The following is a 14,371-nucleotide window of genomic DNA, read 5'->3' as shown; positions in this document are numbered from 1 at the left end:
GGTGTTACTTCACTCCCTTGATGCGGTAGACGAGAACGGCGCCGGCGAGGGCGACGAGCGCGCCGAAGAGGTAATAGACGGTGTAGCCGCCGAGCGCCGTGGTGGCGCCGAAGGCGATGATGGCGGGGGCGATCGCCGGGGCGATGGACTGCGGGAGGGCGTTGGCGATGTTGAGCACGCCGAGGTCCTTGGCGGCGTCGGCAGCGTTCGGCAGCACCTCGGTGGCCAGCGCCATGTCGACCGACATGAACGAGCCGGCACCGAAGCCGATGATCGCCTGGGCGACGAGCACGGCGCCGACGCTGGGGGCGAAGGCGAGAACGACGAGGCCGATCACCATCACGCCGCCGGCGACGGCGACGAAGGGACGGCGCTTGCCGATCTTGTCGGAGAGGATGCCTCCGATGGGGCCGGAGACCGCCATGGCGGCCATGGAGGCGAGGTTGGCCATGAGGATGGTGCCGATGGCGTCCTGCTCGCTGAGCTTGAACTGCTCGACGAGGTAGAACGGCAGGAATGTGGCGATGCCGGCGTAGCCGAACATGACGAGGAACTTGGTGAGCCAGGTCCAGCCGAAGTCGGGGTGCTTGCGCGGGTTGAAGACGAAGGAGCCGAAGAACTCCTTGACGCCGTAGCGCTCGGACGGCTTCTCGGTGAGCACACGGTCCTTCAACACCACGACGAACACTGTGACGGCGATGACGGCGATCACGCCCGGAACGACGAAGCGGCTGATGTCGTCGGCGAGGAAGTTCACCAGGAAGCTTCCGCCCAGGATGCCGAGCGGCGTGGTCAGGCCGATGATGCCCGACACCTTGCCGCGGCCGGAGACGGGGACCTGGTCGGGAACCGTCGCGGTCGACGCCGCGAGCACTCCGTTGAGGGCGGCCTGCACGATGCACCAGGCCAGCAATACGATCCAGATGCTGGTGGCGACGCCGATGAGAGCGAAGGCGCCCAGGGCCACGATCACGCCGCCGAGCATCCACGGGCGACGCATGCCGAAGCGCGAGGTCGTGCGGTCGGAGAGGCGACCGATGAGCGGGTTGCAGATCAGGGCGAACAGGGCGCCGACACCCATGATCATGCCGAGCTGCGCCGTGGCCTCGGCTGCCGAGGAGGTGATGTGCTGCACCTTGAAGGCCAGTGAGACCATCACCGGGGTGAGGAGGGCGAGGTAGACGCCGAAGTTCGAGAATGCGAGACCGGGGATGAAGCCGCGAGGGGCGCGCCCGCCCTGCTTGCCCGGAATGGCCGATTCGGCCAGGAGGAGATCGGACTGCGCGCCGAGCGATGTCGCTGCGCCAGCCACTGACGACTCTGTCATGGGGGTTCCTTTCGAATGAACCTGAGCCGCCATCGGCTCGCGGACGAGCATACATGAAATTCGACCGATTGGTAACTCAATAAGGACCACGTGGTAATCGGATGCCGTCCGGCCGGTAACCGACTGTGGGAGGATGGGGCCCGACGAACCGATGGAGGACCGATGGGCGTGGCGATCGAGGCACTCGCCTCTGCGCGAGCAGTCGGGGCCGCGCGCACTCGCGCCGCGATCCTCGAGTCGGCCTCAGCGCTGTTCGTGGAGCGTGGATTCGGCGCCGTGTCTCTGCGCGATATCGCCGCCCAGGCCGGGCTGTCGCATCCGGGAGTCCTCAGGCACTTCGCCTCGAAGGACGAGATCCTCGACGTGATCGTCGACGATCTGGAACGCGCCAACGAGGATCGCATCGGCGAGCGCAGCATGGACATCGAGGTCTTCGTCGAGATCGCACGACAGAACTCTCTGCGACCGGGCTACATCCCGTTGTTCGCGACGTTGGCCGGGGAAGCGACCAGCTCGGCGCATCCCGCTCATGCGCGCTTCCGTGAGCGCCACCGTCGACTGCGCGGACTCTCGGGCGATTTCTTCGGGCAGGCCATCGCCAGCGGGATCCTTCCGGGCGAGACGGATGCCGTCGGCGAGGCGATCCGCCTGGCCGCGGCCTGGGACGGCCTGCAGCTCATCTCCCTCTACCTGCCCGATCGCGTCGATGTTCCGGCGATGCTCGAGACGCATCTCCGTCAGCTGCAGGGCGTCGCGCCGAGGGTCGACGTCGCGGCGCCGGTGGCGTCGGCCGGCTCGGCCGCGGAGTTCGCGACGTGGACGAACGATCTCGGCTACGCACCGGGTCGCGAGCGCCGCGAGCGCATCATCGTGGAGGCATCCGCGGTCTTCGCCAGTCGCGGCTTCTATGCCGCGAGCCTTCGTGAGATCGCCGAGCAGGTCGGCATCGGCAAGTCGACGCTGCTGCACCACTTCTCCAGCAAGGAGGACCTGCTCGCCGCCGTGATCGAGCGTCGCGACTCGACGATCGGCGAGCGCGCCGTCTTCGATCCCCAGACCGATCCACGCGGAACCCTGCTCGCCCTGCCCGATGGAGCACGACACGACGCGGCATCGGAGCCCGGACTCATCGAGCTCTACGCGGTGCTCTCGGCTGAGGCCGCGGCGCAGTCGCACCCGGCCCACGCCTACTTCGAACAGCGCTTCGCGATGGCCATCGACCGCTTCGCCGGGATGATCAGCCGGCTCGAGCTCGGGCCCGCCGTCGACCCGTGGTTCGAGGCGGCCTGGCTCGTCGCCCTGTGGGACGGCCTGCAGCTGCAGTGGCTCTACGATCCGGACAGCGTCGACGTCGGAGACCAACTCGAGGCGCACATCACCGGGCTGCTCGCTCGGTGAGCCGTGTCCCGCTGATCGAGTGCGCCGCGAGTGTGGCAAGTAGTCCGCTGATGGAGTAGCCCCCAAGCGCGGCGAGTTCCCGCAGCTGTATGTGGAGTATCCGCTGATTGAGTAGCCCGCGAGCGTAGCGAGCAGGCGTATCGAAACCACCCCTGTTGCGCGCTCCTTTTCCGCCCTCCTCCCCAGGGTGTCTCCTCTGCTCCGGTTTCCACAGACTGTGGAGAAGAATTTCCTGATCAATGGGTGTATTCGGGGGTTCGAGTGTCGGTGGGTGTCCGTAGCGTGGGGGTATGGAATCACTCAGGCGACGGATGCGGGAGGCAGTGGCGGCGAACCGTGCGCTGCTCGCCGAGGTCGCCGCGGCCGGGGTGCTGGATGGTGTGTCGGAGGAGGATCTGCTGCTCGTCGCCGCCGTGGGCGAGGCCGGCGGCCGGGCCATCGACGCGGTGCGGGTGCTGGCGGCGGGGGAGGTCGGCCACCGGTCCCGCCCGATCCTGGGATCCGAGTCATTGGCGAAACGGATGGGGTTCCCCACCCCGGCGGAACTGCTGGAGCATCTCACCCGGGTGGGTCTGCCCACCGCCCGGGCTCGGCTCCGGCTCGGGTCCCAGACTCGTCCGAACACGACTCTGACCGGGGAGGTGCTGCCGGCCGAGTTCGACGCCGTCCGGGCGGGCCTGGCGTGTGGCCGGTTGGGTCTCGATTCGGCGCGGATCATCACCCGCATCCTCGGTCAGGCGAAGGTGGGTGCCCCGACCGACACCTACTCGAGGTTCGTGCCCGCTGAGCATGAACTGGTGTGTGCGGCCATCGGGGAACCCGTCGAGCCGGGTGCGGTGGCCGAACCTGCGGTGCCGCCCTCTGTCACTGAGATCCACGCCCACACCTGGGCGGCGTACCTGAACCCCGACGGGGCCGAACCGACCGAGAAGGAGTTCGCCTCGCGGGGGTTCTGGTTCCAGCCCGCCCGCAACGGCATGATCCCCTGTGGAGGCTTGGTCGTACCCGAGCTCGCCGGGGCGATGCAGGCGGTGTTCACCTCGATGACGAACCCGCGCCAGTCGCAGAAGTTCCTGAGCGACGAGGACCGGGCAGAACTCGAACGACAGGTCGAAGAAACCGCGCTGGACCCGGTGCAACTCAAGGACCCCCGCACCCGCAGCCAACGCCAGCACGACGCGTTGGCGACAGTGTTCGGTATTGCCGCCCGCTCCGGAGAACTCCCCACTCTGGGCGGGGCAGCACCGACGATGGTGGTCACCGTGCATGCCGACGACCACACCTCCGGGCACGGGGTCGGACACGTCGACGGCCTCGACGTTCTGATCCCGATGATCGCCGTGCAACAACTCTGCTGTGCGAACGGCATCCAACCCGTCGATCTGGCCGCGAACGGGAAGATCCTCGCCCTCGGCACGACGGAACGATGCTTCAACCGCGCCCAACGCCGGGCCATGGACGCCCGCGACGGCGGCTGCGTCATCTGCGGCCGCCCCGCCGTCGAAACCGAAGCCCACCACGTGGTGCCCTGGGTGGTCGATCGCAGGACTCACGTCGACAACGGGGTGCTCCTCTGCTGGTTCCACCACCGCACCATCGACACCCGCAACGGCTGGCGAGTACGCATGATCGACGGCAGCCCCCAGATCATGCCCCCACCCGAACTCGGACCACCCGTCTGGCAACCAGCCCGAACATCCCGAGTACGACAATCCGACGCACTCCGACAACACATGCACCGACAACAGTGAACGGGAGGCGAGAGCGCCCGGTCGAGTGCTCAGCGGTAGTGCAGCTCGCCGCGCTCGGCCTTCTCGATGACGTCACGGATGCGCGCTGCACGCACGGCAGGGGTCTTGATGTTGCCGATACGGAAGTACACCCGGAACTTCTCGATCTTCGTCATCGTCTCGAAGAAGGCCGTCGCATCGGGGCTGGCGTCGAGGGCGAGCTGCAGGTCGGGCGGCGGCACGGCGTCCTTCTGGCGGTAGGCCGCGTCCCAGCGGCCGTCGGCCTTGGCCCGCTCGATCTCGGCGAGGCCGCCCGGGCGCATCCGTCCCTCCTCGATGAGCCGTGCCACGTGCTCGCGGTTGATCTGCGACCACGGGCTGTTCTTGCGGCGCGGAGTGAACGCCTGCAGCGTGTAGTCCTCGTCGAAGCGGCCGGCCTGGCCGTCGATCCAGCCGTAGCAGAGGGCCACGTCGAGGGCCTCCGACCAGGTGATGCCCGGGGCTGACGAGTTCTTCTTGCGGAGCTTCAACCGCACCCCGCCGTCGTCGGGGGAACCCGCGAGGTACGCCTCCCACTCCTCGATCGTGTAGTCGAGGATCGGCTTGTCGGCAAAGCTCACCATGGCTATGAAACTAGCGCGACCTACCGTCGCGCATCCGGAACCTCCATGCGCATCACGGTGTTGCCCTGGCCCTTCGGACGAACGAAGGTGAAGCCGACACGTTCGTAGAGGGTGCGGGTGGCGTTGTAGAGGAAGGACGCCGACGTCTTTTTGCCCGGCGGAAGGTCGTGCGGGTATCCCTCGACCATGCCGCCGCCTGACTGGCCGATCAACTCGACGGCACCACGGACCGCGATCTCGGCGATGCCCTCGCGGCGGTGGTGCTTGTCGACGAACAGGCACGTGATCCTGTAGTCGGGCAGGCGGTCCAGGGTGGCCGTGTACTGCTTCAGGTGATGGAGCACGGGCAGCTCGGCAGGAGTTCCGTACTCCGCCCACGCGATGGCGGTGTCGCCCTGGAAGACGAGGGCGGCGTGGGCGCGGCCCTCCCGAACCAGGCGCTCCTTGTAGGCGCGGTTGCCCTCGGCCGTCTTCCCCTTCTCCTCGCAGTCCGGATGGAACCAGGTGCACCAGCATCCGCCCCACACTCCGTTGTGCCGTTCCGCGAGGTCGGCGAAGGCGTCCCACGTCTCCACTGTGAGCGGCCTGATCTCGTGGTCGTCCATGCCGGGACTCTACGACGGCGCCGAGCACCGCGCTACGGTGGAGCGGTGATCCAGCACACAGTGAGCTTCGCCCTGCGGCATCCGGCCGGCTCGACCGAGGAGGGTGGGTTCCTCGCGGATGCCGCTGCCATCCTCCCCTCGATCCCGGGCGTGCAGCACTTCATCGTCTCGCGACAGGTCAGCCCGAAGAGCGCCCACGCCTTCCAGTTCTCCATGGAGTTCGCGGATGCCGCCGCCTACGAGGCGTACAACGCGCATCCGGCGCACGTGGAGTTCGTCGCGACGCGCTGGGTGCCCGAGGTGGCCGACTTCCAGGAGCTCGACCTCGTGCCGCTCGAGTAGTCGCTCGCCAGCGACGACCCACGGCGGGACAGACGGCGCTGGTCGATCGCGGGCAGCGGAGGGCCGCCTCAGCGGCGCGGGATGGTCGATCCGCGGATGACCAGTCGCACCGGCAGGTGCTCGGTGCCGCTGGCGACCTCGGTTCCCTCGAGGGCGTCGAAGATCCTGGTGGCGGCGGCGCGTCCCAACTGCTGGAGATTCGCGTCGATCGTCGTGAGGCCGGGACGGGAGTTGGTCGCGAGGATCTCCCAGTTGTCGTAGCCGATCACCGCCACGTCACCAGGCACCTCGCGCCCGAGGTCGCGGAGGGTGTCCAGGGCGCCGCGGGCGATCTGATCCGAGCCGCAGACGATGCCATCGACGTCGGGGAACTGGCGCAGCAGCATGGCCGACGCGTCGCGTCCCCAATGCTCCGACCAGTCGGAGTACATGGGAGAACCCACTAGCTCGAGGCCGGCGTCGCGCAACGCCTCCGTCACGCCCACCGAGCGATCCTGGGCGGCGGCGAAGGAGGGATCGCCCGAGATGAGGGCGATGCGGCGGCGGCCGCAGGAGATCAGGTGCTCCACGGCGAGGCGGCCGCCAGCGCGATTGTCCGGGGTGATCGAGATGTCCGTCGGATCGTCGGACGGTGCATAGGCGTAGACGACGGGCACCGGGATGTCGTGCCCGAGTGACGGACGCGGATCGGTCTGGCGGCCCACGACGATGATGCCGTCGACCCGGCGCGTGAGCAGGGCCTTGAGGTGATGCTGCTCGCGGATCGAGTCCCCGCGTGCATCGCACAGGAAGACGTTCACCTGGCCGGCCCCGAAGGCGTCTTCAGCGCCCATGAGGATGGGGATGACGAAACGACCCTCGAGGTCGCTGGTGAGCAGGCCCACAGTGCCCGTTCGTCCGTTGATCAGACTGCGCGCGAGCTCATTCGGCGTGAAGGATATCTTCTCGGCTGCTGCCATCACCCGTTGCCGCGTTGCCGGAGCCACTTGGTCTCGGCCGTTGATGGCCTTCGAGGCCGTGGCGATGGAGACCCCGGCCAGCTTGGCGACATCACTGAGGGTCGCCGCACGTCCGGTCGACCCGCTCGCTTCCCTGTCTGCCATCAACGTGCTCCCCTCGCGTTTCGTAAACGTTACAGGATGTGGCACTTGACGGGCCGGATTCGCCCGCGATACCGTACCGAAAGGCGTTTCGGATATTTCGGTCGCTCGACCGCGGATCGCACACCCGGGCACCACCCAGCACCACAGCACCGGGCCCCACCCGGCCCACTCAATGACGAGTTCGAAGGAGTTCTTCCATGACACGCACCATGAACCGACGGATGCGCAGGGTCGGGGCCGTGGTCACCGCCGGCATCCTGCTCGCGGGCCTCGCCGCCTGCAGCAGCGACGATCCGGGCACCTCAGCCTCGAGTGCCGGCCCCGAGGGAGTGGACGACGGTACGTCTCTCACTCTGTGGACTCGTGCCCCGCTCGAGAAGCAGGCGAACCTGCTGGTCGACGCCTACAACGCCAGCCACGACAACCAGGTCAAGCTCACCGTCGTTCCGAACGACGACTACGTCGCCAAGGTCGGCGCCGCTGCCGGCTCGAACAGCCTGCCCGACCTCTTCGCCGCCGACATCGTCTACGTGCCGAACTGGGTGAAGCAGGGCCTGTTCCAGGACCTCACCGCGAACATCGACGGTCTCGACTTCAAGGACTCGATCAACCAGGGCCATCTGGCCGCCGGAACCGCCGACGGGAAGGAGCACGTGCTTCCGTTCGTGCTCGATCTGTCGATGCTGTTCTGGAACAAGGAACTGGCGACCGAGGCCGGACTGGACGCTGAGACCGGACCGGCCGACCTCGCCGAGTTCGCCGAGTGGGCGAAGGCGATCCAAGGGCTGAACAAGCCAGACACCTACGGCACCGCGACCGGCCTCAACTGCGGCGGATGCCTCGTCTTCACGTGGTTCCCGAGCGTGTGGGCCGCCGGCGAGCAGGTCATGAACCCCGAGGGCACGGAGTCGCTGCTCGCCAGCGACACCGCCAAGGAGATCTACAGCACGTGGGCCGACCTGTGGAAGTCCGGTGCCGTGCTGCCGTCGTCGAAGGACGAGGCCGGCCCCACCTGGACCGCCGGCTTCACCGAGGGCAAGGTGGGCCTCATGCCCTACCCGGCCACGCTGCTGTCATCGACCCCGTTCGACGTCGGCGTCTCCGGCATCCCCAGCCCGAAGGGTGGTGGGTCCACCTTCGTCGGCGGCGATGGAATCGGCGTTTCGAAGGACTCCAAGAAGGCTGCACAGGCGTGGAACTTCCTCAACTGGATGATGTCGGAGGAGGCTCAGGTCGGTGTCCTCGCCAAGGACAACGACGTGGTCTCACGCTCCGACCTCGCGACCAACGAGTACTCCGAGAAGGACCCTCGCCTCATCACCATCAACGAGGTGGCAGGCAAGGGAGACACCCCCGTGTCGCTCAACTTCCAGGAGGCGTTCAACTCGCCGACGAGCCCGTGGCTGACGCTCGTGCGCAACGCGGTGCTCGACGGTACCGACACCGTCGACGCCGACAATGACGCGATCACGGACGTGCTCTCGCAGTAGGGGACTGACGGCTGCGCCGGTCGACCGACAGTCGGCCGGCGCAGCCCTCTCCCTCCGTGTCGACATCCAGCGCACCGAAAGGCATCACCATGAGCGTCACCGCTCCTCTCATCAGGGCGACGGAGGCACGGCCGATGCGCCGCCGCCGGACTTCCGGCAGAGCCGGCATCGGGTGGCTGTACGCCCTGCCGACGGCGCTGTTCGTGCTGTTCCTGTTCGTGCTGCCGCTATTGCTGGTCTTCAAGATGTCGGCATCCGACTGGCCGCTCCTCGGCGGTGATCAGGGCTGGAACTTCCCGGAGAACTACACGGCAGCAGTGACCAACCGGTTCTTCGTCGACTCGGTGCTGTTCACGCTGAAGTACGCCGTGCTGGCGACGATCCTGCTCATCGGCCTGGGACTCGGGCTGGCCCTGCTGGTGCAGGAGTCGAGTCGCTGGAAGGGATTCCTCCGTGCGTCGTTCCTCATCCCGAGCGCCCTGGGTCTCGCTTCGGCCTCCCTGCTCTTCTACGTGCTGTACTCGCCCATCGCCGGTCCGTTCGCCGAGCTCACCCAAGCATGGGGCTTCACCTTCCTCGGGACTCCGGATGCCGCCCTCTGGTCGACACTGTTTCTCATCGTCTGGCGCTATGCGGGCTTCTACATGCTGCTCATGCTCGTCGGACTGCAGGGGATTCCCGACGAGGTCTACGAGGCGGCACGCATCGACGGGGCGTCCCGGTGGCAGACCTTCCGCGACGTGACAATTCCGCTGCTCCGACCCACCCTGGCCCTCACGACGGTGCTCTGCGTCACCGGCTCCCTGCTGGCGTTCGAGCAGTTCTACATCCTCACCAAGGGCGGCCCCGACAACAGCACCATCACCGTCGTGCAACTCATCTACAGCATGGCCTTCCAGGGTCAGAACGACCTCGGGGTCGCCGGAGCGCTGTCCGTCATCGTGCTCGCCGCCCTCGTCGTCATCAACATCGTGCAGATCCGGGGCTTCAGCCGGAATGCGGAGGACTGAGCCATGACCAATACCCTCGCCCGACCACCGCGCACCGAGACGTCGTCCATGGCCTCAGTCGCTCCGCGCCCGAACCGCCGCAGATACTCCGTCGCCGGCATCGCCCTGCAGATGCCGTTCTGGGTCTTCACAGCCGCCATCGCCATCATCTTCCTGTACCCGCTCGTGTGGACGGCGGTGTCATCGGTCGCCCCACGCGCCGGCACCAATCAGACCGAAGGGTGGGGGCTCGGCAACTACACCACCCTGGCGAACTACCAGGACGGGATCGGGCAGTACATCCTCAACTCGGTGTTCGTCTCGCTTCTCACGGTGGTGCTCACGCTCGTGATCTCGCTGCTGGGCGGCTACGCCTTCGCGCGTTTCGAGTTCCGGGGCAAGAATGCGTTGTTCCTGGCCACCATTGCGATCCTCATGGTGCCCTACGCCACCCTGCTCATCCCGCTCTACGTGTTGCTGAACATGGTCGGCCTCTCGAACTCGTTGGTGGGGGTCGCGCTCGTGCTCACCATGTTCCAGCTGCCGTTCTCGACCTTCATGATGCGCATCTCGTTCGAGTCGATTCCACGTGAGCTCGACGAGGCGGCGATGGTCGACGGCTGCACCTCGTGGGGCGTGCTCTGGCGGGTGCTGGTTCCCGCGGTCAAGCCCGGGCTGATCACAGTGGGCCTGTTCGCCTTCCTCGCGGCCTGGAACGACTTCATGGCCCCGCTCATCCTCATCAACGACTCGGCGCGCATGACCCTGCCGCTGGCCATCTCCAACCTGCGCGGGCAGGTGCAGGGCGTCGTCGACTACGGAGCCACCGAGGCCGGCGTCGTCGTGCTCGCGCTGCCGTGCATCCTGCTCTTTCTGATACTGCAACGCCACTACGTGCGCGGATTCATGTCCGGCGCCTTCAAGGGATGACCATGACCACCACCACACGCATCATCGCGGCGCCCGTCGTCCCGTCCACAGGAGCACTGCGCCCACTGGGCGTCGACGAGGTGCACATCACCGACGGATTCTGGGCTCAACGCCAACGCGTCAACGGGTCGGCCACGCTGCCGCACATCGAGCACTGGTTGGAGAAGGACGGCTGGCTCGCGAACTTCGACCTCGCTGCATCCGGGACCCTTCCCGCAGGACGCCGTGGCCGCGAGTTCTCCGACTCCGAGGTCTACAAGTACCTCGAGGCCGTGGCATGGGAGATCGGTCGACGGGGAACGGATGCCGCTTTCGAGGCTCGATTCCGCGCCGTCGTCGACCGTGTCGCAGCGGCGCAGGAGGCCGATGGCTACCTGAACACGAACTTCGGTCGCCGCGGTCAGGGCGCCCGCTGGTCCGACCTCGAGTGGGGTCACGAGCTGTACTGCCTCGGGCACCTGTTCCAGGCCGCAGTGGCCAGGGAGCGCACGCGGCCGGGCGCCGACGACGGGCTGCTCGGTGTCGCCACGCGCGCGGCGGACCTGGTCTGCTCGGTGTTCGGCGAGAGCGGCATCCAGTCGGTGTGCGGGCACGCCGAGGTCGAGGTGGGGCTGGCAGAACTCGGCCGGCTCACGGGGGAGCCGCGCTACCTCGCGCAGGCGGCGCTGTTCCTCGACCGGCGCGGCCATGGAACCCTCGCCGACATCGAGTGGGGACGGTCGTACTTCCAGGACGACGTTCCCGTGCGTGAGGCCGAGGTTCTCACCGGCCACGCAGTGCGCGCAAACTACCTCGCGGCCGGGGCCGTCGACATCGCGGTCGAGGGCGACGACACAGAGCTGCTCGGAGCCCTCGGAGGGCAATGGGAGCGTACGGTCGCCCGCCGCACCTACGTCACCGGCGGACAGGGCTCCCACCACCAGGACGAGGCCTTCGGCGAGGACTGGGAGCTTCCCTCCGACCGCGCCTATTCCGAGACGTGCGCCGGAATCGCGTCGATAATGTTCAGCTGGAGACTGCTCCTCGCCGAGGGCGGCGGCTCCGGCGCCGACGGGCGGCCAGACGGTCGCTATGCCGACCTGATCGAGCGCACCCTCTTCAACGTCGTGGCGACCTCGCCCTCGGACGAGGGCACGGCATTCTTCTACGCGAACACGCTGCACCAGCGCCGACCGGGAGAGCCTGCCCCGTCCGATGTGATGTCGCCGCGGGCGTCGTCGTCGTTGCGCGCGCCGTGGTTCGAGGTCTCCTGCTGCCCGCCGAACGTCGCACGCACCTTCGCGAGTCTCGCCGGATATCTCGCGACGACAGATGATGACGGCCTGCAACTGCACCAGTACGCGTCGGCCTCGATCCGCACCCGATTGGCGGACGGGCGCCTCGTTGCCGTCGACGTCGCGACCAGGTATCCCGACGACGGCACCGTCACCGTCACCGTCACCGACGACATGCCGGAGGCGACGACCATCAGTCTGCGGGTGCCGGCGTGGGCTGCATCCGCGAGTCTGGTGCTCCGCGCAGTCGACGGCTCGATCGAGACGGTGGACTCGTCGCCGGGCTATGCGTCGATACGACGCGCGTTCAGTTCCGGCGACGTGCTCGAACTCAGCCTTCCGATGCGAGCCAGGTTCACCGTGCCGGACCCTCGCATCGATGCGATCCGCGACAGCGTAGCTGTGGAGCGAGGCCCGATCGTGTACTGCCTCGAGTCAGTCGACCTTCCGGCCGGCGCCGGAGCGTTCAGCGGGTTGCAGGTCGACAGGACTGCCGACCCGGACGACCGCGGCGACGGCGTCTCAGTGCTCCTCCGCACGGCATCGGCGGATGCCGAGGCCTGGCCCTACACGACGACTGATGCCGCAGGCCCCGATGCCGAGCCCGTCGAAGCACCTCTCGTCCCGTACCACCGGTGGGCGCAGCGAGGGCCATCGACGATGCGTGTCTGGCTGCCCGTGCATCACGCGCGATGAGACTCGGGCTGCGGCGGTCGTCCAGGACGCCGCAGCCCGTCATCCACGCGGGCTAGGCGAACGGGTCCACCAACGCGCTGTACCCGCAGCCGAGGCAGCGCAGCGAGATCAGCATGCCGACGTCGTCACCGCCGAGCACGCCGCCGTTCATGATGTCGCCGCATTGCGGACAGGGCTCCGGGCTCACGAACCGCGGGTCGTCGCCGTCGTCGATCTCCACGAGGGATCAGCGCAGCTCGGCCAGCGCCATCGCGCCGTTGAAGACCTGCCGCACCCGCCACGACGAGACGCCGCGGTGCGCGGCGATCCGCTGGGCGGCATCCTCGGCCTCGCTCTGCGAATGGAAGGTGCCGACCAGCTGGGGCTTGGTGTCGAACTCGATGACGTACTCCACCACTTCAGGCTAGCCCGAGCATGACGTTCGGACGACCTCGGGCGGGCTCGGGCGGGCTCGGGCGGCGTGGAACGACGAAGCCCCCGATCGTCGTGGATCGGGGGCTTCCTCGTGCGGATGCCGCGCGGGCTGCATCCGCGACGGCGTCGTGACTAGCGGTCGAAACGTGCGCCAGCCGGGTCGGAGTCGAGGATGAAGAAGACCAACAGGATGATGCCGCCCACGAACGGGATGAGGCCGATGAACCAGAAACCCCCGGAGCGGTTGGTGTCGTGCAGGCGCCGCCAGCTGATCGCGAGCGTCGGGATGATGATCGCGAGGCCCCAGACGATGTAGACGATCGTCATGATGATGGCGAACGCCGACGGATTCGGCGTCGTCACGCCGGTCACGGCGTCAGTCGTGACGCCCCCGCTGACCAGTCCGATGAGAAGCAGGATGTAGAGGACGGTGCTGATCGCACCGATGAAGAGGTACGACCACCAGAACTCGCTGCGGCTGGCGCGTCCGGAGAAGGTCGCGTACTTCGACCAGTACCGGGAGACGGCCTGCCCGAAGGAGGCGCCGTAGAGAGGGGCGTCGAGGGGAGCCGCGGGTGCGGGGGGAACGGTGGTCATCGGCAGGTCTCCAGAGGTGTGAACAGTCGAGTCGGGCAGGATGCGCCCCGGTGCGGGCGCTGCGGATTCGAGAGTGGCAGATGAGGAGGGCTCATGCACGGAGGCGCGCAACGTGAGTTCACGAAAGCACGGGTCGAACAGTCTGCGTCGACGAAAGTCAGCGTCGTTCACCCGGGGGTGCCAGACTGTGGGGCCAGTTGCAACACCGACGAACGGATTGCTCGAATGGCGAAGAAGAAGACCGAGAAGGCTGCCGAGAAGGCATTGGAGAAGGCCAAGGACGCCGTGGCCGAGGCCAGGCGTACCGCCAAGAAGGTCGATGCGAAGGCGAAGAAGCGCGCGAAGAAAGTCGAGTCGGAACTGAAGGACCTCGCCGCGAAGATCGAGAAGGATGCTGCGAAGAGGGCGAAGCGCGCGAAGAGGCTCGCGTCGAGTTCGACGGCAGCGCCGAAGCCGTCCACCGTGCTGAACACGCCTGCTGCGACGAAGAAGTCCGCGACGACGAAGACGACTGCAGCGCCGAAGCCGCCTGCCGCGCCGACCTCGGTGCCGAGCGACGACGATGTCGTGATCGTCGCCGTCCACGCAGAGCCGGCCAGCGTTGTCCCCGTCAGCACTCCGACGCCCCATCGGGCGACGGCCCTCGTGGACGAGGCCGTCGAGCGCGGCGACCTGAGCGCACTCACCGTGGTTCAACTGCGTGCCAGGGCACGCGAGGAGGGCGTGACAGGTTACGGGAAGTTCACCAAGGCGCAACTCATCGCTTCCCTCGCGGACTGACGCGCGACATACGATCGGCCGAGGGTCGTGCGGGCTGAACTCGCGGGCGCGCACCCCGTGATTCGATGCGAGT

General features: G+C 67.5%; 15 protein-coding genes. 8 read left to right on the top strand and 7 right to left on the bottom strand.

Annotated elements, in window-relative coordinates:
• Window positions 1-4: 4 nt before the first annotated feature.
• Complete coding sequence (locus ASF30_RS04065) at window positions 5-1,327, bottom strand: MFS transporter (protein WP_055901773.1); 1,323 nt, start codon at window positions 1,325-1,327, stop codon at window positions 5-7.
• A gap of 162 nt (window positions 1,328-1,489) precedes the next feature.
• Here ASF30_RS04065 and ASF30_RS04060 point away from each other — a divergent pair, with 162 nt between their 5' ends.
• Both ASF30_RS04060 and ASF30_RS04055 read left to right on the top strand, forming a co-directional pair.
• A complete protein-coding gene (locus ASF30_RS04060; protein ID WP_055901769.1) occupies window positions 1,490-2,725 on the top strand; it encodes a TetR/AcrR family transcriptional regulator in 1,236 nt (411 codons plus the stop codon).
• Window positions 2,726-3,015: 290 nt separating this feature from the next.
• Window positions 3,016-4,476, top strand: coding sequence for an HNH endonuclease signature motif containing protein (locus ASF30_RS04055; protein ID WP_082467426.1), 1,461 nt, complete (start codon window positions 3,016-3,018; stop codon window positions 4,474-4,476).
• 29 nt (window positions 4,477-4,505) lie between these two features.
• Here the strand turns inward: ASF30_RS04055 and ASF30_RS04050 are convergent, their stop codons facing one another.
• Window positions 4,506-5,078 (bottom strand): YdeI/OmpD-associated family protein, encoded by a 573-nt coding sequence (locus tag ASF30_RS04050; RefSeq protein ID WP_055901764.1) that lies wholly within the window; start codon window positions 5,076-5,078, stop codon window positions 4,506-4,508.
• Between the two features lie 20 nt (window positions 5,079-5,098).
• Complete coding sequence (locus ASF30_RS04045) at window positions 5,099-5,683, bottom strand: hypothetical protein (RefSeq protein WP_055901761.1); 585 nt, start codon at window positions 5,681-5,683, stop codon at window positions 5,099-5,101.
• A 45-nt stretch (window positions 5,684-5,728) separates the two neighbouring features.
• Between ASF30_RS04045 and ASF30_RS04040 the strand changes: the two genes are divergently transcribed.
• Window positions 5,729-6,025, top strand: coding sequence for a Dabb family protein (locus ASF30_RS04040; RefSeq protein WP_055901759.1), 297 nt, complete (start codon window positions 5,729-5,731; stop codon window positions 6,023-6,025).
• Between the two features lie 68 nt (window positions 6,026-6,093).
• On the opposite strand, the gene ASF30_RS04035 is transcribed toward ASF30_RS04040, so the two are convergent.
• Window positions 6,094-7,128 (bottom strand): LacI family DNA-binding transcriptional regulator, encoded by a 1,035-nt coding sequence (locus ASF30_RS04035; protein WP_055901756.1) that lies wholly within the window; start codon window positions 7,126-7,128, stop codon window positions 6,094-6,096.
• Window positions 7,129-7,325: 197 nt separating this feature from the next.
• Here ASF30_RS04035 and ASF30_RS04030 point away from each other — a divergent pair, with 197 nt between their 5' ends.
• From ASF30_RS04030 to ASF30_RS04015, 4 genes are all read left to right on the top strand, one after another.
• Window positions 7,326-8,618: an ABC transporter substrate-binding protein gene (locus tag ASF30_RS04030; RefSeq protein WP_055901753.1), complete on the top strand. Its 1,293-nt coding sequence runs from the start codon at window positions 7,326-7,328 to the stop codon at window positions 8,616-8,618.
• A gap of 89 nt (window positions 8,619-8,707) precedes the next feature.
• Window positions 8,708-9,628: a carbohydrate ABC transporter permease gene (locus ASF30_RS04025; RefSeq protein ID WP_055901750.1), complete on the top strand. Its 921-nt coding sequence runs from the start codon at window positions 8,708-8,710 to the stop codon at window positions 9,626-9,628.
• A 3-nt stretch (window positions 9,629-9,631) separates the two neighbouring features.
• On the top strand, window positions 9,632-10,537 hold the full coding sequence (locus ASF30_RS04020) for a carbohydrate ABC transporter permease (protein ID WP_082467425.1): 906 nt from the start codon (window positions 9,632-9,634) through the stop codon (window positions 10,535-10,537).
• A complete protein-coding gene (locus ASF30_RS04015; protein ID WP_055901744.1) occupies window positions 10,534-12,507 on the top strand; it encodes a glycoside hydrolase family 127 protein in 1,974 nt (657 codons plus the stop codon). Before ASF30_RS04020 ends, ASF30_RS04015 begins: the two co-directional genes overlap by 4 nt.
• 52 nt (window positions 12,508-12,559) lie before the next feature.
• On the opposite strand, the gene ASF30_RS22530 is transcribed toward ASF30_RS04015, so the two are convergent.
• From ASF30_RS22530 to ASF30_RS04010, 3 genes are all read right to left on the bottom strand, one after another.
• Window positions 12,560-12,727, bottom strand: a complete 168-nt coding sequence (locus ASF30_RS22530) for a hypothetical protein (RefSeq protein WP_157496935.1) — start codon at window positions 12,725-12,727, stop codon at window positions 12,560-12,562.
• A gap of 6 nt (window positions 12,728-12,733) precedes the next feature.
• Entirely contained in the window at window positions 12,734-12,901 is a 168-nt protein-coding gene (locus ASF30_RS22525; RefSeq protein ID WP_121004574.1) for an SPOR domain-containing protein, read from the bottom strand.
• A gap of 152 nt (window positions 12,902-13,053) precedes the next feature.
• Complete coding sequence (locus ASF30_RS04010) at window positions 13,054-13,518, bottom strand: DUF805 domain-containing protein (protein WP_055901741.1); 465 nt, start codon at window positions 13,516-13,518, stop codon at window positions 13,054-13,056.
• Between the two features lie 225 nt (window positions 13,519-13,743).
• On the opposite strand from ASF30_RS04010, the gene ASF30_RS04005 reads away from it, so the two are divergent.
• Window positions 13,744-14,298 (top strand): Rho termination factor N-terminal domain-containing protein, encoded by a 555-nt coding sequence (locus ASF30_RS04005; protein ID WP_055901738.1) that lies wholly within the window; start codon window positions 13,744-13,746, stop codon window positions 14,296-14,298.
• The last annotated feature ends 73 nt before the right edge of the window (window positions 14,299-14,371 follow it).

It is taken from the genome of Leifsonia sp. Leaf264 (assembly GCF_001422325.1).
Lineage (GTDB): Bacteria > Actinomycetota > Actinomycetes > Actinomycetales > Microbacteriaceae > Orlajensenia.
Note: the sequence above shows the minus strand (reverse complement) of the source record. Positions and strands in the feature narration are given on the sequence as shown.

Coding starts and splice junctions, on each gene's coding strand:
- ASF30_RS04065 (WP_055901773.1), bottom strand. CDS start 1,327: ATGACAGAGTCGTCAGTGGCTGGCGCAGCGACATCGCTCGGCGCGCAG.
- ASF30_RS04060 (WP_055901769.1), top strand. CDS start 1,490: ATGGGCGTGGCGATCGAGGCACTCGCCTCTGCGCGAGCAGTCGGGGCC.
- ASF30_RS04055 (WP_082467426.1), top strand. CDS start 3,016: ATGGAATCACTCAGGCGACGGATGCGGGAGGCAGTGGCGGCGAACCGT.
- ASF30_RS04050 (WP_055901764.1), bottom strand. CDS start 5,078: ATGGTGAGCTTTGCCGACAAGCCGATCCTCGACTACACGATCGAGGAG.
- ASF30_RS04045 (WP_055901761.1), bottom strand. CDS start 5,683: ATGGACGACCACGAGATCAGGCCGCTCACAGTGGAGACGTGGGACGCC.
- ASF30_RS04035 (WP_055901756.1), bottom strand. CDS start 7,128: ATGGCAGACAGGGAAGCGAGCGGGTCGACCGGACGTGCGGCGACCCTC.
- ASF30_RS04030 (WP_055901753.1), top strand. CDS start 7,326: ATGACACGCACCATGAACCGACGGATGCGCAGGGTCGGGGCCGTGGTC.
- ASF30_RS04025 (WP_055901750.1), top strand. CDS start 8,708: ATGAGCGTCACCGCTCCTCTCATCAGGGCGACGGAGGCACGGCCGATG.
- ASF30_RS04020 (WP_082467425.1), top strand. CDS start 9,632: ATGACCAATACCCTCGCCCGACCACCGCGCACCGAGACGTCGTCCATG.
- ASF30_RS04015 (WP_055901744.1), top strand. CDS start 10,534: ATGACCATGACCACCACCACACGCATCATCGCGGCGCCCGTCGTCCCG.
- ASF30_RS04010 (WP_055901741.1), bottom strand. CDS start 13,518: ATGACCACCGTTCCCCCCGCACCCGCGGCTCCCCTCGACGCCCCTCTC.
- ASF30_RS04005 (WP_055901738.1), top strand. CDS start 13,744: ATGGCGAAGAAGAAGACCGAGAAGGCTGCCGAGAAGGCATTGGAGAAG.